This window comes from Nocardioides sp. NPDC051685 (genome assembly GCF_044453405.1).
Taxonomy (GTDB): Bacteria; Actinomycetota; Actinomycetes; order Propionibacteriales; family Nocardioidaceae; genus Nocardioides.
This window is the reverse complement of sequence record NZ_JBITCR010000011.1, coordinates 63735-86800: the sequence shown is the minus strand read 5'-3', so window position 1 is coordinate 86800 and position 23066 is coordinate 63735. Positions and strand designations below refer to the sequence as shown.

At 70.1% G+C, this 23066-nt stretch carries 25 protein-coding genes; 11 read left to right on the top strand and 14 right to left on the bottom strand.

Annotation, left to right across the window (positions count from 1 at the left end):
* Position 1 precedes the first annotated feature (1 nt).
* From ACIA03_RS24850 to ACIA03_RS24840, 3 genes are read left to right on the top strand one after another with little or no spacing between them, the layout of a single operon-like run.
* Positions 2 to 1192, top strand: coding sequence for a zinc-binding dehydrogenase (locus ACIA03_RS24850; RefSeq protein ID WP_396987536.1), 1191 nt, complete (start codon positions 2 to 4; stop codon positions 1190 to 1192).
* A 16-nt stretch (positions 1193 to 1208) separates the two neighbouring features.
* Positions 1209 to 2789, top strand: a complete 1581-nt coding sequence (locus tag ACIA03_RS24845) for a lactate racemase domain-containing protein (protein WP_396987534.1) — start codon at positions 1209 to 1211, stop codon at positions 2787 to 2789.
* A complete protein-coding gene (locus tag ACIA03_RS24840; protein WP_396987532.1) occupies positions 2786 to 3718 on the top strand; it encodes a lysophospholipid acyltransferase family protein in 933 nt (310 codons plus the stop codon). Before ACIA03_RS24845 ends, ACIA03_RS24840 begins: the two co-directional genes overlap by 4 nt.
* Here the strand turns inward: ACIA03_RS24840 and ACIA03_RS24835 are convergent.
* A complete protein-coding gene (locus ACIA03_RS24835; protein WP_396987530.1) occupies positions 3699 to 4133 on the bottom strand; it encodes a hypothetical protein in 435 nt (144 codons plus the stop codon). The genes ACIA03_RS24840 and ACIA03_RS24835 overlap by 20 nt on opposite strands.
* A 150-nt stretch (positions 4134 to 4283) precedes the next feature.
* Between ACIA03_RS24835 and ACIA03_RS24830 the strand changes: the two genes are divergently transcribed.
* Positions 4284 to 4634 (top strand): hypothetical protein, encoded by a 351-nt coding sequence (locus ACIA03_RS24830; protein ID WP_396987528.1) that lies wholly within the window; start codon positions 4284 to 4286, stop codon positions 4632 to 4634.
* A gap of 7 nt (positions 4635 to 4641) precedes the next feature.
* Positions 4642 to 5514: a serine/threonine-protein kinase gene (locus ACIA03_RS24825; protein ID WP_396987526.1), complete on the top strand. Its 873-nt coding sequence runs from the start codon at positions 4642 to 4644 to the stop codon at positions 5512 to 5514.
* Between the two features lie 16 nt (positions 5515 to 5530).
* Here the strand turns inward: ACIA03_RS24825 and ACIA03_RS24820 are convergent, their stop codons facing one another.
* The 3 genes from ACIA03_RS24820 to ACIA03_RS24810 are packed head-to-tail and all read right to left on the bottom strand — an operon-like array spanning position 5531 to position 7864.
* The gene (locus ACIA03_RS24820) at positions 5531 to 6196 is read right to left on the bottom strand and encodes a response regulator transcription factor (protein WP_141794329.1); all 666 of its coding nucleotides are present in this window, start codon (positions 6194 to 6196) and stop codon (positions 5531 to 5533) included.
* Positions 6181 to 7638, bottom strand: a complete 1458-nt coding sequence (locus tag ACIA03_RS24815; protein ID WP_396987524.1) for a sensor histidine kinase — start codon at positions 7636 to 7638, stop codon at positions 6181 to 6183. The genes ACIA03_RS24820 and ACIA03_RS24815 overlap by 16 nt, the downstream gene beginning before the upstream one ends.
* Positions 7607 to 7864, bottom strand: coding sequence for a small secreted hydrophilic protein (locus ACIA03_RS24810; RefSeq protein WP_141794327.1), 258 nt, complete (start codon positions 7862 to 7864; stop codon positions 7607 to 7609). The genes ACIA03_RS24815 and ACIA03_RS24810 overlap by 32 nt, the downstream gene beginning before the upstream one ends.
* 104 nt (positions 7865 to 7968) lie before the next feature.
* Here ACIA03_RS24810 and ACIA03_RS24805 point away from each other — a divergent pair, with 104 nt between their 5' ends.
* A complete protein-coding gene (locus ACIA03_RS24805; RefSeq protein ID WP_396987521.1) occupies positions 7969 to 9510 on the top strand; it encodes an AMP-binding protein in 1542 nt (513 codons plus the stop codon).
* Positions 9511 to 9628: 118 nt separating this feature from the next.
* Here ACIA03_RS24805 and ACIA03_RS24800 read toward each other — a convergent pair whose 3' ends face one another.
* From ACIA03_RS24800 to ACIA03_RS24760, 9 genes are all read right to left on the bottom strand, one after another.
* A complete protein-coding gene (locus ACIA03_RS24800) occupies positions 9629 to 10123 on the bottom strand; it encodes a hypothetical protein (protein WP_396987519.1) in 495 nt (164 codons plus the stop codon).
* Positions 10104 to 10865: a twin-arginine translocase subunit TatC gene (tatC, locus tag ACIA03_RS24795; RefSeq protein WP_396987517.1), complete on the bottom strand. Its 762-nt coding sequence runs from the start codon at positions 10863 to 10865 to the stop codon at positions 10104 to 10106. Before tatC ends, ACIA03_RS24800 begins: the two co-directional genes overlap by 20 nt.
* Positions 10862 to 11056 (bottom strand): twin-arginine translocase TatA/TatE family subunit, encoded by a 195-nt coding sequence (locus tag ACIA03_RS24790; protein ID WP_396987515.1) that lies wholly within the window; start codon positions 11054 to 11056, stop codon positions 10862 to 10864. Before ACIA03_RS24790 ends, tatC begins: the two co-directional genes overlap by 4 nt.
* Positions 11057 to 11083: 27 nt before the next feature.
* Complete coding sequence (locus tag ACIA03_RS24785; protein WP_396987513.1) at positions 11084 to 12055, bottom strand: intradiol ring-cleavage dioxygenase; 972 nt, start codon at positions 12053 to 12055, stop codon at positions 11084 to 11086.
* 89 nt (positions 12056 to 12144) lie between these two features.
* On the bottom strand, positions 12145 to 13791 hold the full coding sequence (locus ACIA03_RS24780) for an amidohydrolase (RefSeq protein WP_396987511.1): 1647 nt from the start codon (positions 13789 to 13791) through the stop codon (positions 12145 to 12147).
* Complete coding sequence (locus ACIA03_RS24775; RefSeq protein ID WP_396987509.1) at positions 13791 to 14624, bottom strand: ABC transporter permease; 834 nt, start codon at positions 14622 to 14624, stop codon at positions 13791 to 13793. Before ACIA03_RS24775 ends, ACIA03_RS24780 begins: the two co-directional genes overlap by 1 nt.
* Positions 14621 to 15523, bottom strand: a complete 903-nt coding sequence (locus ACIA03_RS24770; protein ID WP_396987507.1) for an ABC transporter permease — start codon at positions 15521 to 15523, stop codon at positions 14621 to 14623. The genes ACIA03_RS24775 and ACIA03_RS24770 overlap by 4 nt, the downstream gene beginning before the upstream one ends.
* A gap of 13 nt (positions 15524 to 15536) precedes the next feature.
* Positions 15537 to 16730 carry a spermidine/putrescine ABC transporter substrate-binding protein gene (locus ACIA03_RS24765; RefSeq protein WP_396987504.1) on the bottom strand — a complete coding sequence of 398 codons (1194 nt, stop codon included), beginning with the start codon at positions 16728 to 16730 and terminating at the stop codon, positions 15537 to 15539.
* Positions 16727 to 17857 (bottom strand): ABC transporter ATP-binding protein, encoded by a 1131-nt coding sequence (locus ACIA03_RS24760; protein ID WP_396987502.1) that lies wholly within the window; start codon positions 17855 to 17857, stop codon positions 16727 to 16729. Before ACIA03_RS24760 ends, ACIA03_RS24765 begins: the two co-directional genes overlap by 4 nt.
* Positions 17858 to 18012: 155 nt before the next feature.
* Here ACIA03_RS24760 and ACIA03_RS24755 point away from each other — a divergent pair, with 155 nt between their 5' ends.
* From ACIA03_RS24755 to ACIA03_RS24745, 3 genes are read left to right on the top strand one after another with little or no spacing between them, the layout of a single operon-like run.
* A complete protein-coding gene (locus ACIA03_RS24755) occupies positions 18013 to 18816 on the top strand; it encodes a Nif3-like dinuclear metal center hexameric protein (RefSeq protein ID WP_396987500.1) in 804 nt (267 codons plus the stop codon).
* 34 nt (positions 18817 to 18850) lie between these two features.
* Positions 18851 to 19567 (top strand): zinc ribbon domain-containing protein, encoded by a 717-nt coding sequence (locus ACIA03_RS24750; RefSeq protein WP_396987497.1) that lies wholly within the window; start codon positions 18851 to 18853, stop codon positions 19565 to 19567.
* Entirely contained in the window at positions 19564 to 20250 is a 687-nt protein-coding gene (locus ACIA03_RS24745) for a histidine phosphatase family protein (protein ID WP_396987495.1), read from the top strand. Before ACIA03_RS24750 ends, ACIA03_RS24745 begins: the two co-directional genes overlap by 4 nt.
* Positions 20251 to 20374: 124 nt before the next feature.
* Here the strand turns inward: ACIA03_RS24745 and yaaA are convergent, their stop codons facing one another.
* Positions 20375 to 21151 carry a peroxide stress protein YaaA gene (gene yaaA / locus ACIA03_RS24740; protein ID WP_396987493.1) on the bottom strand — a complete coding sequence of 259 codons (777 nt, stop codon included), beginning with the start codon at positions 21149 to 21151 and terminating at the stop codon, positions 20375 to 20377.
* Positions 21152 to 21253: 102 nt separating this feature from the next.
* Between yaaA and ACIA03_RS24735 the strand changes: the two genes are divergently transcribed.
* Both ACIA03_RS24735 and ACIA03_RS24730 read left to right on the top strand, forming a co-directional pair.
* Positions 21254 to 21571 (top strand): hypothetical protein, encoded by a 318-nt coding sequence (locus ACIA03_RS24735; protein ID WP_396987491.1) that lies wholly within the window; start codon positions 21254 to 21256, stop codon positions 21569 to 21571.
* Positions 21572 to 21588: 17 nt separating this feature from the next.
* Complete coding sequence (locus ACIA03_RS24730; RefSeq protein ID WP_396987489.1) at positions 21589 to 23052, top strand: RNB domain-containing ribonuclease; 1464 nt, start codon at positions 21589 to 21591, stop codon at positions 23050 to 23052.
* Positions 23053 to 23066: the final 14 nt, after the last annotated feature.

The window sequence follows — 23066 nt, the reverse complement described above, 5'->3', positions numbered from 1 at the left end:
AATGCTCGCGCTCGAGATGTATCGCAGCGTCGCGAAGACGGCGCTGGGGAAGGTCGCGGGCGGACGGCTCCCGCTGCTGCTGACCGGGGCGGCGGCGCCGCTGCGGATGGTGACGCTGGACCCGCCGAAGGTCGAGCACGAGGGGTGGGCGCGGCTGCGCGTGAACCTCTCCGGGATCTGCGGGTCCGACCTGGGGATGCTGTCGGGAAGGACCTCCCTCTACTTCCAGCCGCTGGTCAGCCTGCCGTTCGTGCCCGGCCACGAGATCGTCGGCGAGCTGCTCGACCCCTGCGGCGATCTGGCGGCCGGCACCCGCGTGGTCGTCGATCCGGTGCTGACCTGCGCCGCGCGCGGGCTGGAGGCGTGCGAGGCGTGTGCGCGCGGCGAGACCAACCGGTGCTCACGGATCACCGTCGGCGACATCTCGTCCGGGCTGCAGACCGGGTTCTGCCACGACACCGGCGGCGGCTGGTCCCAGCAGCTCTCCGTGCACCGCTCCCAGCTCCACGTGGTGCCCGACGGCTACTCCGACGAGCAGGCGCTGCTCGCCGAGCCGGTCGCCTGCGCCGTGCACACGGCGCGAAGGGCCGCGGTCAAGCCGGGTGACCGGGTGCTCGTCTCGGGCGCCGGGGCGGTCGGGCTGCTGGCCACGCTGGCCCTGCGCGAGCTCACCGACGCCGGCGAGATCCTGGTCGTCGCCAAGCACGCCCACCAACGCGAGCTGGCGCTGGAGTTCGGCGCGACGGAGGTCGTAGCACCGAGCGAGACGCTGCGCCGGATCCGCCGGGCGACCAGCGCGTTCATGCTCGAGCCGGAGATGCTCTCCTCGCCCTATCTCCTCGGCGGCGTGGACGTGACCATCGACGCGGTCGGGTCCAAGGAGTCGCTGCAGACCTGCCTGCACGCGACCCGTGCCGGCGGCCGCGTGGTGCTCTCCGGGATGCCCGCCTCCGCAGATCTGTCCGCGGCCTGGTTCCGGGAGCTCGAGGTGGTGGGGACGTACGCCTCCTCGCGGGGGTCCGGCGACTTCGCCACCGCCCTCGACCTGGTCGGTCACGACGCCATGTGCCGGCTGGCCAAGACCGTCGCGCCCTACCCGCTCCACCGCTGGCGCGAGGCCCTCGACCATGCCCACTCAGCCGGTCGGCTCGGCACCGTCAAGGTGGCGTTCGACCCCCGACGTACGTCTTGAAGAAGGAGAGTCATCGATGACACGCCCAGGCTTCGTGCTGGAGGTCGACGACCGTACGCCGCCCCTGCTCGTCCACGAGGGGCTCGGGTTCCGGCTGGAGGAGTTCCCGCAGGGCACCCGGGTGGTCTACCCGCCCGAGTCGCTGCCGACGGTGCCGGACGTCGACGAGGCGATCCGGGAGGCGCTGGAGAACCCCGTCGACTCCGAGCCGCTGCGGGAGCTGATGTTCCCGGGGATGCGGCTGACGATCGCCTTCGACGACCTCTCCCTGCCGCTGCCCACCATGAAGGCGCCCGACATCCGGGGCCGGATCATCGAGCAGGTGCTCACGATCGCGGCCGAGAAGGGCGTCGACGACGTCGAGATCATCGCCGCGCTCGCCCTGCACCGCCGGATGACCGACGCCGAGATGAAGCACATCGTCGGTGAGCGCGTCTTCCGCAGCTTCGCGCCGCAGGGGCTGCTCTACAACCACGACGCCGAGGACCGCTCCAACCTCGAGCACATGGGGGTCACCGAGAAGGGCGAGGACGTCGAGATCAACAAGCGGGCGGCCACCTCCGACCTGCTGATCTACGTCAACGTCAACCTCGTCGCGATGGACGGCGGCCACAAGTCGGTCGGCATCGGGCTGGCGTCCTACAAGTCGATCAAGCACCACCACAACGCCAAGACGATGGTCCACTCGCGCTCCTTCATGGACCACAAGCACTCCGAGATGCACTCCTCGGCCTGGCGGATGGGCCGGCTGATCGGTGAGCACGTCAAGGTGTTCCAGATCGAGACGACGCTCGACAACGAGGTGTTCGGGAAGCCGTACGACACGCTGCTCAAGCGCGAGTGGGAGTGGTCGCTGCGCGACCAGGCCACCGTGCTCGGCCTGCGCCGCGGGCTGGCGGTCGCGCCGCAGAAGATGCGCCACAAGATGTTCCACGACCTGCGGTCCAACTACGGGCTGACCGGCATCACCGCCGGTGCCGTCGAGCCGGTCCACGAGCTCACCGTGCAGCGCGTCCACCAGCAGCAGCGGGTGAAGGTCGAGGGGCAGTCCGACGTGATGGTGATGGGGGTGCCCTATCTCGGCCCCTACAACGTCAACTCGACCATGAACCCGATCCTGGCCGCCTGCATGGGCCTGGGCTACTACTTCAACTCCTACCTGCGCCGGCCGGTGGTGCGCGAGGGCGGCGTCGCGATCCTCTACCACCCGCTCGACGAGGGCTTCAATACCCTCACCCACCCCTCCTACGTCGACTTCTACGAGGAGGTGCTGGCCGACACGACCGACCCGGCGCTGATCGGACCGAAGTTCGAGGAGCAGTTCGCCACCGATCCCTGGTACGTCCACCTCTACCGCACCTCGAACGCCTACCACGGCGTCCACCCGTTCTACATGTGGTACTGGATCGCGCACGCCCTCGACCACCTCGGCGACGTGATCTGGGTCGGTGGGAACCCGAAGGCCGCGGCCCGGATGGGCTTCCGGTCGGCTTCGACCCTGCGGGACGCGCTCGAGATGGCGTCCTCGACCGTCGGGCCGTCGCCGTCGATCACCTACCTGCGCAACCCTCCGCACCTGCTGGCGGACGTCCGATGAGCTTCTGGAAGGACACCGTCCGCGACGTACGCCTCTTCCAGCGGGGCTGGCGGTGGGGCCACCGAGCGCAGGTGCCGAGGTCGGCGGAGCCGTTCGTGCCACAGGCAGAGACGACGGTCTTCGACAACGAGTGGTCGCGCAAGCCGGCCGCGCGGGCGGTCAGGGAGGTCGCCCAGGCCGGGCTCGAGGCGGTCTTCCGGTCGCAGGTGAAGACCCAGGTCGAGGGGCTCGACGTGCTCGAGAGGCTCGACGGGCCGGTGATCTTCGTGGCCAACCATGCCTCCCACCTCGACACGCCACTGATCCTGCTGTCGCTTCCGGACGCGTGGCGACGCAAGACGGCGGTGGCGGCTGCGGCCGACTACTTCTTCGACACCTGGTGGCGGGCGGTGGGCTCCTCACTGGTCTTCAACACGCTGCCGATCGACCGTCGCGGGGGCGCGCTCGCGAACGCGCCCGGCGAGGTGCTCGCCGACGGCTGGTCGCTGGTCGTCTTCCCCGAGGGCACCCGGTCCAAGGACGGCACCGTCGGCCGGTTCCGGTCCGGCGCCGCCTACCTGGCGATCGAGTACGGCGTCCCGGTCGTCCCGATCGCCCACCGTGGCACCTACGCCGCGATGCCGCGCGGGGTGAACTGGCCCGGCAAGGACTCCTCCTCCGGGGGCCGCCGCCAGCTGACCGTACGTTTCGGGGAGCCGCTCCGCCCCGCCGAGGGTGAGTCGATGCGTGAGTTCGCCCCCCGGATCAGGGCGGCGGTGGCGAGGCTGCTCGACGAGGACGCCACCGACTGGTACGCCTCGATGCGCCGCGCCGCGGAGTCGCGCACGCCCGATCCGGCCGGTGAGGAGATCGCCGAGTGGCGCAAGGTCTGGGCGGCCACGGAGTCTCCCGACCCCGAGCCGGACAAGATCAGGGCGTGGCGCAGCTGACCTCGGTGACGTGCCACTCCTCGTCCCTGCCCTCCCCGGAGCGGGTGACGACGAGAGTGAACACCGACCGACCGCCGTCCGGGGTCAGCTCGACCGTGGCGCCGGTCTTGGTGAGATCGGTGGAGGTGATGCGTACCTTCTCCAGGTGGCCGCGGGCGTCGGCGGTCTTCTCGGTGGGCGGGGTCTGGACCGAGGGGCAGGCCCGGGCCCACTGCGCCACCAGCTCCGGCTTCGCCTCGACCGTGGTCCAGCTCGTCGTCCGCGCGAACCGGCTGGCCGTCGTCTCGGCCTGATCGGTGGCGTGCTCGCGGAAGCGGGAGCGGGAGTAGCCGTATCCGGCGACCGAGATCAGCACCCCGATCAGCACCAGGACGCCGACCTTGAGCGCGATCTCGCGCCGTTCGCTGCTGTGCACGGGACGTTCCTACCACCAGCCGCTCCACGACCCGAACCGGCTCGCGGATGAGAGACCTCTCATGGTCGTCTCACGATCACCTCACCGCGGGTCGAGATGGTTCTTGCATGGCGCCGGGAACACCCGGGGCAGAACCTGAAGGGACGAATGATGAAGAAGCTTCCGATGATCCTCGGCACCGGCCTGGTCGGCGTGGTCGCGGCCGGTGTGTTCAGCTACCAGAGCGCAGCCGCTGTCGATGACGACAGCTATGCCAAGCGTGAGGACAAGTCCAACACCCAGGTGACCACCGTCGACGATGACGACGACAACGACGCCGATGACGTCACCCGCGACGCCGCCGGCAACGACACCGCCACCAACGGCACCGGCGTCACCCGGGCGACCAAGGACAACACTCGCGACAACACCCGCGACAACGTCACCCGCGACGACCAGACCAAGGACAACAACACCAGGGACAACACGCGGGACAACACCAACGACCGGACTCAGGGCTGAGTCGACGATGACCGACACCTGGGGCCTGGTCCAGGGTGACGCGATCACCCCCGAGCTGACCGCGATGCGGCTGCTCGGGGGCGGCTCGTCGTACGAGGCCTTCCTGGCCTTCGACGAGATCACCTACGGGCCGGTGGTCGCCAAGGTCCTGCGACCGAACCTGATCGAGAGCGGGACCAGCCGCAACGCGCTGCGGCGCGAGACCGACGCACTGACGCAGCTGCGTCATCCGGTCCTCGTCCGCGGCCTGCGCGAGGACCTCGATGGCGAGCGCCCGTACGTCGTGATGGAGCACGTCGAGGGCCCCCGGCTCTCGACCCTGATCCGCCGCCACGGGCGGCTGTCGGAGCAGCAGTACCTTCCGCTGGCCCTCGACCTGGCCTCAGCGCTGCACTACCTGCGGCGCTCCGGTTGGGTGCACCTCGACATCAAGCCGAGCAACCTGATCATGGGGTCGCCGGCCCGGCTGATCGACCTCTCGGTCGCCCGGCCTGTAGCCGCGGCCGCCGCGCTGCGCCACGAGATCGGCACCGACGCCTACATGGCCCCCGAGCAGTGCCTGCCCGGCGAGCGCGGCGAGGTCGGCCCGGCCAGCGACGTCTGGGCGCTCGGCGCGACCCTCTTCCACGCCGTCACCGGCGACCGGCCCTTCCCTGCCGGTGACCCGGAGGCCGCCGACCGCACCGAGCGCTACCCGCAGCTCGTCTCCCGCCCCGGTCATCTCCCCAGACGTACGCCGCCCGAGATCGTCAAGGTCATCGACGCGTGCCTCGCCCCGGATGCCGGTGACCGGCCCACCCCGGCGGAGGTCGCCGAGACGGTCTCGCCCGCGCTCGAGCGGCTCCCGCGAGCCTCGCTGGGCGGCCTGCGGATCCATTGACTCCCCCGGGTCCGGGTCAGGGCTGGAAGCGGTAGCCCATGCCGCGGACGGTCTCGACCCGGGCCGAGCCCAGCTTCTTGCGCAGGTAGCCGACGTAGACGTCGACGACGTTGGAACCCGGGTCGAAGTCCATGCCCCACGCGAGGTCGAGCAGCTGCGCGCGGGAGAGGACCTGTCCCGGATGCCGCAGCAGCACCTCCGCCAGGGCGAACTCGCGCGCCGAGAGGTCGCTCTCGCGACCGTCGACCCGCAGCCGCCGCGTACGCAGGTCCAGGCCCACCGAGCCGGAGCGGAGCTCGCCCACCTCGGCATCGGTGTTGTCCTGCTGCCGCAGGCGTACGTTGATCCGGGCTCGCAGCTCGGCGAAGCGGAACGGCTTGGCCAGGTAGTCGTCGGCGCCGCCCTCGAGCGCGGAGACGGTGTCGTGCACCGAGTCCCGGGCGGTCAGCACCACCACCGGCATCCGGGACCCCTGGGCGCGCAGCTGGTCGAGCACCTCGAAGCCGTCGATGGTCGGGAGACCGATGTCGAGCACCATCAGGTCGAACGCGCCGCTGAGCGCCTCCTCGAGCCCTTCGAGGCCGTCGGCGACGGTGCTGACCTGGTGGCCGTCGGCGCCGAGGCCCTTGGCGAGGAACGCCGCGATGCGGTCCTCGTCCTCGACGATCAGGATGCGGGCCATGCCTCTCCTTCGGTGCGTGCCGGCAGGGTGATGGTGAAGCGGGCGCCGGGCGGGGTCGCGTCCTCGATGCTCACGGTGCCGCCGTGGGCGGTGGCGATGGCCGAGACGATGGCCAGCCCGAGGCCGAGCCCGGGCCGCTCGCCCGAGCCGGTCTCGCCGCCGCGCGCGAACCGCTCGAAGATCCGGTCCCGATCCTCCGCAGGAACGCCGGGCCCGGTGTCGCGCACCCACAGCCGCAGGCTGCCGTCGACGGTCGCCGAGCCGACCGCGATCCGGTCGCCGGATGCGGTGTGACCGACGGCGTTGTCGCACAGCTGCAGCATCGCCTGGGTGACCCGCTGCGGGTCCAGGCGCCAGGTGCCGGGGGTGGCGGCGTCGAGGTGCCAGTCGCGGTCGGCGAGCGCGCTGGCCTTGGCGAGGATGTCCTCGGTGAGGGTGTCGACGTCGACCTCCTCCAGGGTGAGGAAGTCGGGGCGGTCGTGCTTGGCCAGCAGGATCAGGTCGCCGACGAGCCGGCTCATCCGGTCGATCTCGTCCAGCGCCAGCCGCCGGGTCTGCTCGACCTCGGCCGGGTCGGACTCGTTTAGGAGCTCGAGGTGGCCGCCGATGATGGTCAGCGGCGTACGCAGCTCGTGCCCGGCGTCGTCGAGGAACTGGCGCTGGTCGGTGAACGCCTGCTCCAGGCGGGCCAGCATGTCGTTGAAGTTCCTGGTCAGCGCAGAGATGTCGTCGTTGCCCGACTCGGGCAGACGGGCGGAGAGGTCGGTGGCGCTGATCGCGCCGGTTGCCTGCCGCAGCCGGGTCAGCGGCGCCAGCAGCCGCCCCGACTGCCAGGCCGCGACCAGGGTGACGAGGAGCGCGAGGAGACCGGCAACGATCGTGTAGGTCCGCATGGTGCTGCGCAGCTCGGAGCGGTCCTCGTCGAGATAGGAGACGACCAGGAGCGCGCCCTCGGTGGTGCCGGTGGCGGTGTCCTGCCGCACCGGCTGGCTGGTGATGCGTACCTCGCCGTCGGCGGTGTCGAGATACGTCGTCCCACCGTCGACGACCAGGTCGGCGACGGCCGCGCTGAACCGCGCCGTGGAGACCAGCGGGTCCTCGGGGAAGTGCGCGCGCGGCCGGCCGTCGACCCAGGCGACCAGGAGCTCGTCGTCGTCGGGCACGTTGCGGCTCAGGAACGTCCGCAGCAGTCCCTCCACGTCGTACGGCGCCCTGGTCTCGGGGTCGATGCCCTCGGTGCGCAGCCGGGAGAACTCGTCGAGCTCCTGCTCCATCTCGCGCGTGGTCGCGGCATCGACCCGGCTGAGCTCGACCGCGTAGACGATGAGGCCCGCGCCGGCCAGGGCGAGCGTCACCAGGAGAGCGACCGAGGCGGTGATCCGGGCGCGTACGGACAGCCCCCGGCGTGGGTCAGTCGTCGTCATGTCGGTCGTCGCGGTCATCGTCGTCATCATCATCGTCGACGGGACCAGGAGTGACGACCGGGACACCCGAGGGATCTGTGCTCGGCGACGATCCAGTGCTCGGCGTGGTCGACTGCGAGGGCAGCACCACTGGCTCGCGGGGTGGCGGGTCGTTCTCGGAGGCTCCGGCGAAGGAGCCGGCCAGGTAGACGCCGACCGCCACCAGGACGACCAGCGGCAGGACGAGTTTCAGGGTGCGCGACATGACCCTCTGATAGTGCCTGACCACCTGTCCGATGTGGGGGTCCATGAGAGACCTCTCATGGATACAGTGATCCGGGTCACCACTTGCACCTGGAGGTAACGCCCGTGTTCGTCCCGTTCAGCGTCAACGACTTCATCGACCGTGCCGCATCCGTCTACGGCGAGCGGGTGGGCATCCTCGACGAGCCCGACCAGCCGGCCGCCTCGCTGGGGGAGGTGACGTACGCCGAGATGAAGTCGCTCGCCAAGCGGATGGCGGCGAAGCTCGACGAGCTCGGCGTCGGGGTGGGGGAGCGGGTCGCGATCGTGTCCCACAACTCCGCACGGCTGCTGACCGCGTTCTACGGCGTCTCCGGCTACGGCCGCATCTTGGTGCCCGTCAACTTCCGGCTCCGCCCCGACGAGGTCTCCTACATCGTGGAGCAGTCCGGCGCCTCGGTGCTGTGGGTCGATCCGGAGGTCGACGAGGCGCTCGAGGACGTGACCGCGAAGCATCGCTTCGTCCTCGGCGACGACGCCAACCTCTACGCCGCCGAGGGCGTCGAGCCGAAGCCGTGGGAGCCGGACGAGAACGCCACCGCGGCGATCAACTACACCTCCGGCACCACCGCCCGGCCCAAGGGCGTGCAGATCACCCACCGCAACATCTGGACCAACGCGCTGACCTTCGCGCTCCACGCCGGCTGCAGCGATCGCGACGTCTACCTGCACACGCTGCCGATGTTCCACGCCAACGGCTGGGGGATGCCGTTCGCCGCGACCGGCCTCGGCATCAAGCACGTCGTGCTGCGCAAGGTCGACGGGATGGAGATCCTGCGCCGCGTACGCGACCACGGGGTCACCTACATGTGCGCCGCTCCCGCGGTGGCGGCCGCCGTGCTCGACGCGCTGCCGCAGTGGCAGGCCACCGAGGGCGAGATCCCGGGACGCGACAAGGTGCGGATCATCATGGCCGGTGCGCCGCCGCCCACGAAGACGGTCGTGCGCGTCCAGGAGGAGCTCGGCTGGGAGTTCATCCAGATCTACGGCCTCACCGAGACCTCGCCGCTGCTGACCATCAACCGCACCCGTGCCGAGTGGGACGACCTCGACCCGATGGAGCGCGCCGCGAAGCTGACCCGCGCCGGCGCGCCCGCGATCGGGGTGAGCCTCGACATCTCACCCGACAAGGAGGTCCTGGCACGCTCCAACGTGGTGCTCGAGGGCTACTGGGAGAAGCCGGAGGAGACCGAGAAGGCGCTCACCGACGGCTGGTTCCACACCGGCGACGGCGGCAGCCTCGGCGAGGACGGCTACCTCACCATCTCCGACCGGATCAAGGACGTGATCATCACCGGCGGCGAGAACGTCAGCTCCGCTGAGGTCGAGGACGTCCTCTTCCTGCACCCCTCGGTCGCCGAGGTCGCGGTCATCGGCATCCCCAGCGAGAAGTGGGGCGAGACCATCCTCGCCCTCGTCGTCCTCGCCGAGGGCGCCGAGGCGACCCAGGAGGAGCTGATCGCCTGGTGCAAGGAGCGCGCGGCCGGCTACAAGGCGCCGACGGTCGTCGAGTTCCGCGACTCCCTGGCGCGTACGGCCACCGGCAAGCTGCAGAAGTTCAAGCTCCGCGAGCCCTACTGGGGCGACCGCGAGCGCAAAGTGAACTAACCCGTCGACTCGGCGCGAATGTCCCGCGAAATCGGCCCGAGTCGGCGCGTCTGTCCCGCGAGAGTGGGACAAACGCGCCGACTCGGCGGCTTGGGGCGGGACACTTGCGCCGACTCGGCTAGGGGGTGGAGGTTTCGAGGAGGCGGTTGACCTCGGCCAGGAGGAGCTCGGTCTCGTCGTCGGCGGCCGCGGGCGGGACGTGGGCGGCGAGGCGGCGGGGGTCGTCCTCGGGCAGCGAGGAGATCAGGACGCGGCGGGGGTGGGCGGAGCCGCCGGTGACGACGTACTTCTGCCCGGGACGTACGCGGCCGGCTCCTGCCTCCAGATCGGCAGCTGCATCGGCCGGTGATTCCACCGCGGTCGCGGGCGTCTCCGTGAGCGCGGTGCGGACGATGCGGCGCGGGTCGTACCGGCGTACGTCCAGGGCTTCCAGCTCCTTGCGCGAGATCCCGATCTCGGTCTCCGCCCGGGCGCGGGAGGCGTCGATGAAGCTCCGGAAGGAGCGGATCAGCTCGGCGAACCGGTGGGTGTAGAGCGGGAGTCGCTGGGGGCCGATCACCAGCCCGGCGACGATCGCGACGAGGAACAGCTTCTCAAAGCTCAGTCCGAACACGGCGTGCCTTCCTGCGGTCGTGGACATGGGTGATGAGGACGGCGGCGGCGAACAGAGCCGCCATCGGGGCGGCGACGAGGAACATCGACAGGACGTCGGCGGCCGGTGTCACCAGCGCGCTGAACAGGACGATGACGACCACGATCGCGCGCCAGCTGCGGCGCAGAGTCTGCGAGGAGAGCAGGCCGAGCAGGTTGAGCACGACCACGAAGACGGGCAGCACGAAGGCCACGCCGATGGCGAGGACCATCTTCATCACGAAGTCGACGTAGTAGCCGGCGTTGAGGATCGTGCTGTCCTCGGTCGAGGAGAATCCGGCGAGCATCTCGACCATGTGCGGGAAGAGCAGGAAGCCGAACGCGCAGCCACCGGCGAACAGCGGGATCGCGGCCGCCAGGAACCCGACGGTGTATCTGCGCTCCCGGTGGGTGAGCCCCGGGGTGACGAACGCGAAGAGCTCGGCCAGCCAGACCGGGCTGGAACCGATCACCCCGGCGAAGAGGGCGATCTTGAGCTTGAGGTCGAAAGCACCGGTGACGGTGTCGTAGTTGAGGCTGGCATCCTGCGACTGGGCGATCTGCTCTACGGGTCCCCGCAGGACCTCCAGGATCTGGTCGGAGAGCCAGAAGCCGACGACGACGCCGACGAGGAGGGCCACCGCCGCCCGGATCCCACGCCTGCTCGCCTCGCGCAGGTGGCCCGCGACAGGCATGGTTCCCCGTGCGACGGTGGCCGTGGTCATGACGCCCTGCGGTCAGCCACGGCCTCGACCGTGGCGGGCTGCGGCTCGGCGGCGTCGTGGGTCTCGTCCTTGAGGATGCGTACGGACTGACCGATGCTGCGGGCGAGGGCCGGCAGCTTCGCCGAGCCGAAGACGAGCAGGATGATGGCGAGGATGACGAGGGCGTGCCAGCCCGTGAGGTTCTGCAGCATGATGGGTTCTCCTTGATGGTCTGAGGGTCACTCGGTCGGCGGCTCGGGCGGGGTGCCGCCCTCGCCTCCACCCGGGGCGCCGCCGCCCATGGAGGCCTCGGTGGTGGTGTCGACGGCGACGGCGAGCGAGCCCTTGTAGCCGGCGCTCGGGCTGCCGGTGAACGTGCCCATCTCCAGGTCGTACCCGTCGCTGAAGACGTTGTCGGTGTCGAGGCTGACCTTCGCGAGGTTGTCGGCCGAGCCCTCGTAGGCGTCGTCCTGGTAGACCTTGTTCAGCATCTTCTTCGGGAAGGCGACCTGCGAGGTCGCGATCGCGTTCTCGCCGGTCGTGGCCGAGTCGGCGTCGGGGTAGACCTCGAAGTGCATGTGCGTCCAGCGGCCGTCGTAGCAGCCCGGGACGATCGTCTTGAAGGTCACCTGGCCCTTGGCGTCGGCGACCTGGACCCCGCGGAGGTACGTCTCGTCCTCGACGCCTTCGGAGTACATCGAGTAGAGGCCCTTGGCGTCGCACTGCCACAGGTAGACCGCGACCCCCTCGAAGGGCACGTCGTCGTTGGCCATGTCGGTCACGGTGAAGGTGAAGGTGAGCGGCACACCGTCGACGGTGGTGCCGCCGTCGAGGCTGGAGGTGATGTCGCTGCGTACGATCCCGGACTCGGTCAGCACGTTGGTGCCGTTGGTGCCGTCGGCCGGGTAGGGGCCGTTGGTCTCCTGCGGGATCTCGCCGTCGGCGGTCGTGGAGGTGGTGGTGGCGGAGCCGCCCGTCGAGGTGCTCGAGGAGCCGGACGAGCTCGATCCGGACGAGCTCGCCCCACAGGCGGCCAGGGCGGCCGCTCCGACCCCGACCCCGACGAGCCCGAGGACCCGGCGGCGGGTCAGCAGCGTCGAGATGTCGAAGCCGGCGCCCTGGTCGACCACCTCCTCCTCCGGGCGGGCCAGCAGGCGGCCCTCATAGGCCGGGCCTTCAGGGGTGTTCTCGGGTTCGGGTACGCGGCTCATGGTCATCTCCTTGACGTAGCTGTCTGCTGCGATGACCCTGACTCTGGCGTTCCGGTCCGTGAGGACCATCTGCCTCAGCTGTGAGGTTTCTATGAAGCCCGATGGACCTCGCGACCGTTCGCGTACGTGTGGGTGACCCGGGTCCGGGCGAGGACGGTCGTGTCCTCGCCGAGGATGTCGTGGTCGACGACCACCAGGTCGGCCGCGTACCCGGTCTCGATCCGGCCGGTGGACCCTTCGAGACGGTTCAGGTAGGCGGTGCCGGTGGTGTAGCCGGCGAGGGCCTCGGTGACCGCCAGCGCCTCCTCCGGCAGCAGCGGAGCGGCGTCGGCAGGCTGGTCGGGCGCGCGCCGGTTGACCGCGACGTGCATGCCGAGCAGCGGCGCCGGGTCGGAGACCGGCCAGTCGCTCCCGCACGCGATCCGGGCACCCGTACGCAGCAGCGACCCGAAAACGTACTGCTGACCCCGCGCCGCCGGTGACAGGAACGGGAGGGTCAGCACCTCCACCGCCTCGTCGAGGCATGCCCACAGCGGCTGGATGTTGGCGGTGACGTCGAGGGCGGCGAACCGAGCGACATCGGTCGCGGAGACCACCTGGACGTGGGCCAGATGATGACGCAGGCCGCTGGCGCCGTTGGCCTCCCGCGCGTGCGCGATCGCGTCCAGGCTGTCGCGCACCGCCCGGTCCCCGAGCGCGTGGATGTGCGCCTGGAACCCGGCCCCGTCCAGCGCCGCGACGTACGTCGCCAGGGCATCGGCCGGGATGAAGGAGAGCCCGCGGTTGTCGGTGAGATGGCCGTGGGCGTCGAGGTAGGGGTCGAGCATCGCGGCCGTGTGGGTCTCGCAGACGCCGTCCTGCATCAGCTTCACGCTGGCCGCGTCGAGCCCGGCCTCGGCGGCCAGGGCACGACGCTCGACGAGCGACGGCAGCTGCTCCAGACCCCGGTCGCGGTCCCACCACTGGGCGAGGACGACCTTCGCGGTCAGCGCGCCGGAGTGCTTCGCGGCGAGATAGGTCGGTAGCGAGTCGGGCATGCCGAGACCGGCGCCGACGAGCGCGTCCTGCCAGCCGACGATGCCGACGGAGTGGAGGTGGCGCTGCGCGGTCAGCAGCGCCGCGGTCAGATCGGTCGAGGTGGGCGGCGGGACCAGCGAGCCGACCAGCGCCATCGCACCTTCGTGCAGCGCGCCTGTCGGCCGGCCGGAGGTGTCGCGCTCGATGCGCCCGTCGGCCGGGTCCGGCGTATGAGCATCGATGCCGGCGAGCTCGAGCGCGCGGCTGTTGACCCAGGCGGAGTGGTGGTCACGATTGGGCAGGAAGACCGGCCGGTCGGGAAGCAGGCGATCGAGAGGCGAAGCGCTCGGCACCCCTCCGGGGAAGGAGTCCATCGACCAGCCGCCACCGGTGACCCAGGCACGGTCCGGGTGGGCGGTGGCGTAGGCGCCGATGGCCTCGAGATACTCCGAGAGCGTGGACAGACCGGTCAGGTCGCACTGGTTCATCTCCAGCCCGGCCTGGACCGGGTGCACGTGCGAGTCGTGGAACCCGGGCAGGACCCAGCGACCGTCGAGCTCCTCGACGACGGTCTCGGGGCCGACCAGCGCGTCGAGGGACGTGCCGATGGCCGCGATCCGCCCGCCCCGGACCGCAAGATCCGCGTCCTCCCACCGGCCCTCGCGCAGCACCCGGCCCCCGCGCAGGACCAGCTCCACCGGATCGGAGCGACCGCCCATCAGGCGACGGCCATGGTGTCGGTGACCGAGGAGCCCGAGCGCTTGAGCACCCGTGCCACCAGGCCGAGGACCAGGAGCGTGAAGACCAGCAGGATGGTGGAGACCGCGGCGATCTCGGGCTTGAGACCGGAGCGGACCGAGGAGAGCACGTAGACGGGCCACGAGGTCGTGCCGGAGACGTTGATGAACGAGGAGATCACCGTGTTGTCGAGGCTCAGGGTGAAGGCCAGCAGCCCACCGGCCAGCACCGCCGGGCCGACCAGTGGCAGCGTGACCTTGAAGAACGTCGGGACCGGGCGCGCATAGAGGTCCGCCGAGGCCTCCTCCAGCGACGCGTCCAGCCCGACCAGGCGAGCCCGGACGATGTAGGTGACGACCGCGGTCGCGAACAGCGAGTGACCGATGACCAAGCGTACGTAGCCGTTGTTGAACGGCACCAGCGACCAGTCCTGGCCGAGCGTCACGAACCAGGGGAGCAGCGCGATGCCGTCGACGATCTCGGGGGTCACCGAGACCAGCAGCAACAGCAGCGTGAACGGCCCCGTCCAGCGGCCCGGGAACCGGGCCATCGCCATCCCGGCCAGGGTGCCGAGCGCGCTCGCCAGGATCGCGGCGACCACCGCGGTCTGCAGGGACACCGCAACCGTGTGGCGTACGGTCGGCCGCTCGACGATCGCCGTGAACGGGTGCAGGCTGAAGCCGTCCCAGGCGGTGAGCAGCCGGCCTCCGTTGAAGGAGTAGATGGCGATCACGATGATCGGGGCGAACAGGAAGACGAAGACCAGCGTGGTCCACACCCCGAGCGCGACATTGGTTCCGGACGGCCGACTCATGCCGTCACCTCCTGGAGCTTCCCGACGACGAGCCGGCTGCGCCGGTGGACGAGCCATCCCACGCCCCACAGCAGCGTGATGGCGAGGACGACGACGAGCATGGTGAGCAGGATGAGGACCACCGCCATCGCCGAGCCCAGTGCCCAGTTCTGTGCGGTCAGAAACTGGCTGGCGATCAGCGAGCCGACCATCGTGCCCTTGGCACCGCCGAGGACCGCCGGGGTGACGTAGTCGCCCATCATCGGGATGAAGACCAGGATGACCCCGGCGATGATCCCCGGCCGCGCCAGCGGCAGCGTGACCTGGAAGAACGTCCGCACCCGGTCGGCGCCGAGGTCCTTGGACGCCTCACCGAGCGCGCTGTCGACGCGGTCGAAGGCGACGTACAACGGCAGGATCATCAGCGGCAGATAGTTGTAGATCAGGCCGAGCAGCACGGCACCGCGGGTGTTGAGCAGATCGTGCGGGTCGCCGACCAGGCCGACATCGGTCAGGAAGCCGGCCAGGGCGCCTTCCGAGGACAGGATCACCTTCCAGCCGATGGTGCGGATCAGGAACGAGGTCCAGTAGGGCACCATCACCAGCGCGACCAGCAGCCCGCGACGGTGTGCGGGGACCTTCATGGCCATGAAGTACGCAGCCGGCAGCGCGACCAGCAGGCAGGCGAGCGTCCCCAGCACGCTCATCCACAGCGTCGCCCGGAAGATCGTGAAGAAGGTCGGGCTGAACGCGTCGGCATAGCGGTCCAGCGACATCACCGCGTTGCTGTGGGTGCCGAACATCCCGGGCTTCTCGCCGAAGCTGAACCAGGCGACCTGCAGGAACGGCACCACGAAGAAGACCGTCAGCCACAGCCACGCCGGGACGGCGAGGACGAAACCCGGGAGGCGCCTGGCCACCCGATCGCGCCGGTCACGCACTGGCGGCGGCCTTCAGCTTGTCGTAGACCTCCGTACGCCGGTCCTGAGCCTTGTTGACGGCGCCGTTCTTCATGGTGGCGAGCTGCTCGTCGGTGAAGAAGATCAGTTCGGGCAGCTCGACCTTGCGCTCGGTGGCCATCTCCTCGATGCCCAGCGCGCCGGTGTTGTAGCCGATGTAGTCCATCTCCAGGAACGAGTTCTCCGGCTCCAGCACGTAGTCGAGGAACGCGTGGGCGGCTTCGGGGTGGGGTGCGCCGGCCGGGATGCACCAGTTGTCCATCCACAGCTCGGTCGTCGGGCCTGCCAGGACCCACTTCCAGCGGCCGGGCTGCTTGTGCTCGAGGATGCCGAGGCGGGCGTCTCCGTTCCAGCACTGAATCAGCGCGAAGGTGTTCTGCTGCATCGCGCCGGTGGCCGCGTAGGAGTCGAACCCGGAGATGTGCGGTGCCCACTTCTCGACCGCCTCGGCCTCGTAAGCGTCGTAGTCGGCCATGTCCTCGGTGTTCCAGTCGATGTCGTTGGCCCAGAAGTAGAGGCCGGAGATGCCCTGCGGGTCGTCGAGCAGCGAGGTCTTGCCCGAGGCCTCGTTCTGCATCGCGTCGATGAAGTCGTCCCAGGTCGTCAGGTCGCGCTTGATGACCGTGGTGTCGTAGACGTAGCCGGTGGTGCCCCAGTCCTTGCACACGGAGTACTCGTTCTCCGGGTCCCAGTCCTGGCCGAGGAACTTCGGGTCGACCTTGGCGATGTTGGGGATCAGGTCCTTGTTGAGCGGGACGATGATCTCGTTCTCGATCAGCTGCGGGATGTAGACGCCGGTCGGCACCACGATGTCGTAGCCGCTGGTGCCCTTGGCCGCGACCAGCTTGGAGATCAGCTCCTCGTTGGAGCCGTAGGAGTCGAGGGTCACCTTCGGGCCGGTCTTGCCGAAGCCGTCGATCACGTCGGGGGAGTCGTAGTCGCCCCAGGTGTAGATCGACAGGGACTTCTCCACCGGGCCGCCGGTCGCGCCGGCGCCCGGCTCGACCGCGCTGGAGGGCCCGCCGTCGCCGGTTCCGCAGGCGCTGAGCGCGGCGCCGGCACCGGCGAGAGCCGCCAGGCTCAGGAAGTGTCGCCGCGAGAGCTCCTGGCGGATCGCTCGCGCGCCGGCATGGCTGGCCAGGATGCGTACGTTCTTGTCCTTGTTCACTGGGGGCTCCTAGCGGTGGTCGGGTCTGGTGGGGTGTCGAGGGGGAAGAGACGTACGTCCTCGGCGGCCCAGCCGCAGAGGACCTGGTCGCCGGGGGAGAGCCGCACGGCGCCGTGGGCGGGGCGGCGGATGAGGAGGCTCGTCTCCTCCGTCACCTTGACGAGGTACTGGATCACCTCGCCCAGCGGGGAGACCTGGAGGACCTCGCCGGCGACGGTGTTGAGGCCTTCGGCCACCGTCCCGGGCTCGATCGAGATCAGTTCGGGACGAATGGCGGCCTGATGTGGCTCGCCGGGCCTCCCGTCGGGCTTCGCGGGGCCTTCGATGACCACGATCGGGGTCTCGACGGTGGTGCCGTCGGCGCTGACCTCGCCCTGCAGGAAGTTCTGCTGGCCGACGAAGCCGGCGACGTACGCGCTGGCGGGCTGGTTGTAGACGGTGTCGGCGTCGGCGAGCTGCTCGATCCGGCCGGCCCGCATGATCGCGATCCGGTCGCTCATCGCGAGCGCCTCGCCCTGGTCGTGGGTGACGAAGACGAAGGTGATCCCGAGGCGGGACTGGAGCAGCTTCAGCTCGAGCTGCATCTCCTCGCGCAGCTGGCGGTCCAGGGCACCCAGCGGCTCGTCGAGGAGGAGGACGCCGGGGCGGTTGACCAGCGCGCGGGCGAGCGCGACGCGCTGCTGCTGGCCACCGGAGAGCTGGGTCGGTGAGCGGTCGGCGAAGTCGAGCATCCGCACCATCCGCAGTGCCTCGACGACGCGCTCGCGGACCTCCGCCCGTGGCGTCTTGCGCTGCTGCAGGCCGTAGGCGACGTTCTCCGCGACCGACTTGTGCGGAAACAGCGCGTACGCCTGGAAGACCGTGTTCACGTCGCGCTGATAGGGCGCGAGCCTGACCACGTTCTTGCCGCCGATCATGATGCTGCCGGAATCGGGCTTCTCGAACCCGGCGATCATCCGCAGCGTGGTCGTCTTGCCGCAGCCCGACGGACCGAGCAGCGAGATGAACTCGCCGGCCCGGATCTCCAGGTCCAGGCCGTCGACCGCCGTGGCCTGGCCGTAGGTCTTGGTCAGGCCGTTGATGGTCACCGAGCCGGAGGCTGGGTCCGGGGTAGCTTTCGTGGTCATCGCTGCTCCAGTCGATTGTTCACTTAGCGCTGCATTCCACCACAAGATCCGGGGAAAAGTACGGAATCAGTTGTAAAAGAACGGTTACGAACTTGATTTCGTGTACGTCGCCGCCGCTGAGTGCGGCCCCGGTCTCGGGATCTAGGGTTTACCCCATGCCGACCCCGCCCACTCTGTCCACCGTCACCTCGTTGCTGGACGACTGGTACCCGCCCGCGACCGCCGACGACTGGGATGCTGTCGGGCTGGTCTGGGGCGAGCCCTCGCAGCCCGTCTCCAAGGTGCTTCTCGCCGTCGACCCGACCCTCCCGGTCGCCGAGGAGGCGGCCGCGTGGGGTGCGGACCTGGTCGTGGTCCATCATCCGCTCTTCCTGAAGGGTGTGCACGGGTTCGCCCCGACGACCCCGAAGGGACGTACGCTCTCGACGCTGGTCTCCGCGGGCTGCGCGCTGCTCACCGCCCACACCAACGCCGACCAGGCCATCGGCGGGGTCTCGGAGTCGCTGGCGCTCGCGCTCGGGCTGAGCTCGCTGCGGCCGCTGGTTCCGGGGGAGTCTGCTGAGGTCGGGACGGGGCGTGCCGGGACGGTCTCGCCGACCACCTTGGGCGCCTTCGCCGAGTCGGTGGCGGCGGCGCTGCCCGCGACCGCAGCCGGGATCCGGGTCGCCGGCGACCTCGACCGGCCGGTGTCCTCGGTGGCGCTGTGCGGCGGGGCGGGTGACTTCCTGCTCGACCAGGTGGCTGCGTACGACGTCTATGTGACCAGCGATCTGCGCCACCATCCGGCCTCCGAGTTCCTCGAGAAGGGCGGTGCGCTGATCGACATCCCGCACTGGGCGGCGGAGTGGACCTGGCTGCCTGTGCTGGCGAGGCGACTTCGGGAGGCATTCGGAGATACGGTGGAGACCCGGGTCTCGGAGATCGTCACCGACCCGTGGACCTTGATCGTGAATAGCTGAGGAGAATCCGCTGAAAGCCGACCCGTTCGCCCAGGTGAAGCTGCTCGACGTCTGTGAGCTGGACTCGCGTGCGCTCCAGCTGCGCCACCGCCGTGCGCACCTGCCGCAGGCCGCCGTCGTGGCGGAGCTGCAGGCATCGAAGAAGACCACCGACGATGCCGTACGCGACGCCCGGGTCATCCGCGACGACCTCGAGCGAGTGCAGAAGAAGGCCGACGCCGACGTCGAGGCGGTCAAGACCCGCCGCAAGCGTGACCAGGAGCGGATGGACTCCGGGGCGATCAGCAGCGCCAAGGACCTCGAGCGCATGCAGCACGAGCTGGCCACCCTCGACCGCCGGATCTCGGTGCTCGAGGACGAGGAGCTCGAGGTCATGGAGCAGCTCGAGGGGGCTCAGGCGACCGTGACCCGGCTCGAGGCCGAGCTCGCCGAGATCACCGAGAAGCTCGCGGTCGCCGTCGACTCCGTCGACGTGGAGACCTCGAAGATCGACACCGAGCTCGCCGGGGTCGCCGAGGAGCGGACGCCGGCCCTCGAGGGCATCCCGGCGGACCTGCTCGCCCTCTACGAGCGGCTCAGCTCGAAGATGGGCGTCGGTGCCGCCGAGCTGCGCGCTCGTCGCTGCGGCGGCTGCAACCTCCAGCTCGACCCCGCCGAGATCTCCCGCATCCGCGGCCTGGCCGCGGACGAGGTCGTGCGCTGCGAGGAGTGCTCCCGCATCCTGGTCCGCACCGCCGAGTCCGGCCTGTGAGCGACAAACCCGCTCGCGGCTGGAGCGCCGGGGCGACCGCGACCACCCTCGTCCTGGTACGCCACGGGGTCACCAAGCACACGGCCGCGAAGGCCTTCTCCGGCGGTCTCGGCGGCGACAACCCGCCGCTGACCCAGGAGGGTCGCGAGCAGGCGCTGCTGACCGCGGAGTGGCTGCGGCCGCTGGCCTCGTCGGTCTCGACCGTCGTCACCTCACCGGTCCTGCGCACCGTCGAGACCGCCGAGCTCGTCGCCGGTGTCCTGGGAGCCCGGATCGACGAGGAGCCCGGCTTCGCGGAGATCGACTTCGGGGCCTGGGAGGGACTCACCTTCGGTGAGGTCGCCGAGCAGTTCCCCGAGGAGATGCAGGCCTGGATGGGGGCGACCGAGGTCGCGCCACCCGGTGGCGAGTCGTTCGACTCCGCTCAGGCCCGGGTGCTGGAGGGACTCTCCCGGGTGCTCGAGTCCCACGCGGGGGAGACCGTCGTGGTCACCTCCCACGTCTCGCCGATCAAGCTGATCGTCGCCCACGCGCTGGGCACCCCGATCCAGGGAGTCTTCAACATGGAGCTCTCGCCGGCATCGGTCACGGTCGTCTCCTTCTTCGCCGACAACCGCGCCTCCCTCCGCCTCTTCAACGGCCTTCCGGTCTCCCGCGACCCCTTCGCCGCCGGCACCTTCTGACGCCGACCCGGCGCATCTGTCCCGGAATACCACGCCGAGTCGGCGCATCTGTCCCAGGAGCGTGGGACAGATGCGCCGACTCGGGCGTTCTGGGTGGGACAGTTGCGCCGAGTCGGCGGCGGGCTCAGATCTCGGCGACGACGATGTCGAGCTGGGTGCCGGTCTTGGTGGCGGGGCCGGTCTCGACGGTCCAGCCGAGGTCGCGGAAGGCGTCGGCGAGCTTGGCGGGGGTGCGGGGGTTGGCGCCGGACTCGAGGAGGGCTCGGACGAGGCGGCCCTTGGTGGCCTTGTTGAAGTGGCTGACCACCTTGCGCTGACCGTTGTGCTCGTGGAGGACGCGGACGGTGGCGGTGCGGGCAGAGACCTCGTCGGGGCGCCAGAAGGCGGCGTACGTCCCGGACCGGAGGTCCACGAGGAGACCGTCACCGAGGGCTTCGGTCAGGCCGGCGCCCAGGTGGGAGCGCCAGTGCGCCTGGATGCCGCCGACGCCGGGGAGGGTGGTGTCCCCCGAGAGCCGGTACGCAGGGATGCGGTCGGCGAGGCCGACGAGGCCGAACACGGAGCTGGTCACCATGACCCGGCTGGTGGCGCGGCGCTTGGCCGCCGGTGACAGGGTCGCGGGGGAGAGGGCGTCGTAGAGGACGCCGGTGTAGATCCGGTCGGCGCGCGCGGTCGGGGCGTCGTTCAGTCCCGCGTTCAGGGTGACGAGCTCGGGCTGGGTCTTCGGTACCCCGAGGATGTCGACGGCCTCCTCCGGGCGAGTGGTGCAGAGCTCGACCAGCGCGTCGATGATCTTGGCGCGGGCCGGGTTGAGCACCGGGAGGCGGAGGTCGTCGAGGGTGAGCGGGTTGCCGCGTACGGCCGCGGTCTTGCCCTCCGAGGGCGGCAGCAGGATCAGCACGGGGACTATGGTGCCGTCCGGGGCGAGGATGGCCGAATCGAGGATTGGGTATCTTTCAAACCGTCTGTGACCTGGGATAACGCGCGAGCCTACGTTCCAAGCATGATCGTCCTGGCCGCCGAGACCACCTCCGGGTCCAACCTGGGGGCGATCCTCGTCGTGGCTGTCATCGTCGGGGTGTTCTGGATGATCCAGGACCTCGCGAAGAAGTCCCGGGCGCGTTCGGAGCACCTCCGCGCGAAGCGGTCACTGACCTCCTCCCAGCGCAAGGCGCTGGCCAGGATCAACAGGTCGGCGAAGGCGTACAACGGGTCCAAGAAGGACCTGTGGGAACAGTTCGGCGCCTTCAAGGGCAACCCGAAGGCCTTCGGCAAGGAGGCCGCCTCGCTGCACAAGACGTTCAAGGCGAAGAAGAAGTAGCCACTAGAGTTCCGGCCATGGGCTCCGCACGCATCATCCGGGTGGCCAGTGCCGACAGCGGTGTCGCCGCCACCACGCTCCGCGACGGGATCGCCGCGCTCCAGACCGAGCTGGGGGTGAGTGCCGAGTTCCCGCCCGAGGTGGAGGAGGCGGCGGCCGCCGCCGCGGCCGCCCCGAGGCTTCCTGAGCTGGACCGCACCGATCTGCCGTTCGTGACGATCGACCCCGAGACGTCGATGGACCTCGACCAGGCGCTCCATCTGGAGCGCGACGGCGAGGGCTATGTGGTGCACTACGCGATCGCCGACGTGGCCGCCTTCGTGGCGCCCGGGGACCCTGTCGACGTCGAGGCCAACAAGCGCGGCGAGTCGCTCTACGCCGCGGATGCGAAGATCCCGCTCCACCCGAAGGTGCTCTCCGAGGACGCCGCCTCGCTGCTCCCGGACCAGGTGCGTCCCGCGCTGCTGTGGACCCACAGGCTCGACGCGACCGGCGAGGGGACCGACACCTTCGTCGAGCGCGCGCTGGTGAGGTCTCGGGCGAAGCTCTCCTACGAGGGCGTGCAGAAGATGTTCGACGGCGAGGGCTTCGGCGATGCCGGCTACGCCGGGTCGCTCGAGCTGCTGAAGGAGATCGGCGAGAAGCGGATCGCGCTCGAGGCGGCCCGGGGTGGGGTGAACCTGCCGCTGCGCGACCAGGAGATCTCGGTGCAGGGCGACCAGTGGTCGCTCGAATACCGCGACCTGCTGCCCGTCGAGAACTGGAACGCCCAGATCTCGCTCCTCACCGGCTTCGCCGCGGCGGACCTGATGGTCTACGCCCGCGTCGGGCTCCTCAGGACGCTGCCCGAGCCCGACCCCCGAGACGTCCAGCGGCTGCACCGCACGGCTCGCGCGCTCGGCCTGGAGTGGCCTGCGGAGATGCTCTACCCCGACTTCATCCGCTCGCTGGACGGCAAGAACGGCAAGCACGCCGCGATGGCGATCGCCTGCACCCGGCTGCTGCGCGGGAGCGGCTACGCCTCGTTCAACGGTGAGCTTCCCGAGCTGACCGAGCACTCGGCGCTGGCCAACGAATACATGCACGTCACCGCTCCGCTGCGCCGGCTGATCGACCGCTACGCCGGCGAGGTCTGCCTGGCGCTCTGTGCCGACCAGCCCGTCCCGGACTGGGTGACCAGCGCGTTCACCACGCTCCCGGAGACGATGCGGGCCTCGTCGCGCACCAGCGGTGCCTACGAGCGCGGCGTCGTCGACCTCGTCGAGGCGGGGCTGCTGCACAACCGGGTCGGAGAGACCTTCGCGGCGGTGGTCGTCGAGATCGACGACGAGGACAAGCAGAAGGGCTCGATCACCGTCGAGGAGCCCGCCATCGAGGCCAGGGTCACCGGCACGACGGCGCTCCCGCTGGGCGAGGAGGTCGAGGTGCGCCTGGAGTCGGCCGACGTCGTCGCCCGGAAGGTCTCCTTCACCATGGCCTGACCTCCCGGGCGTAC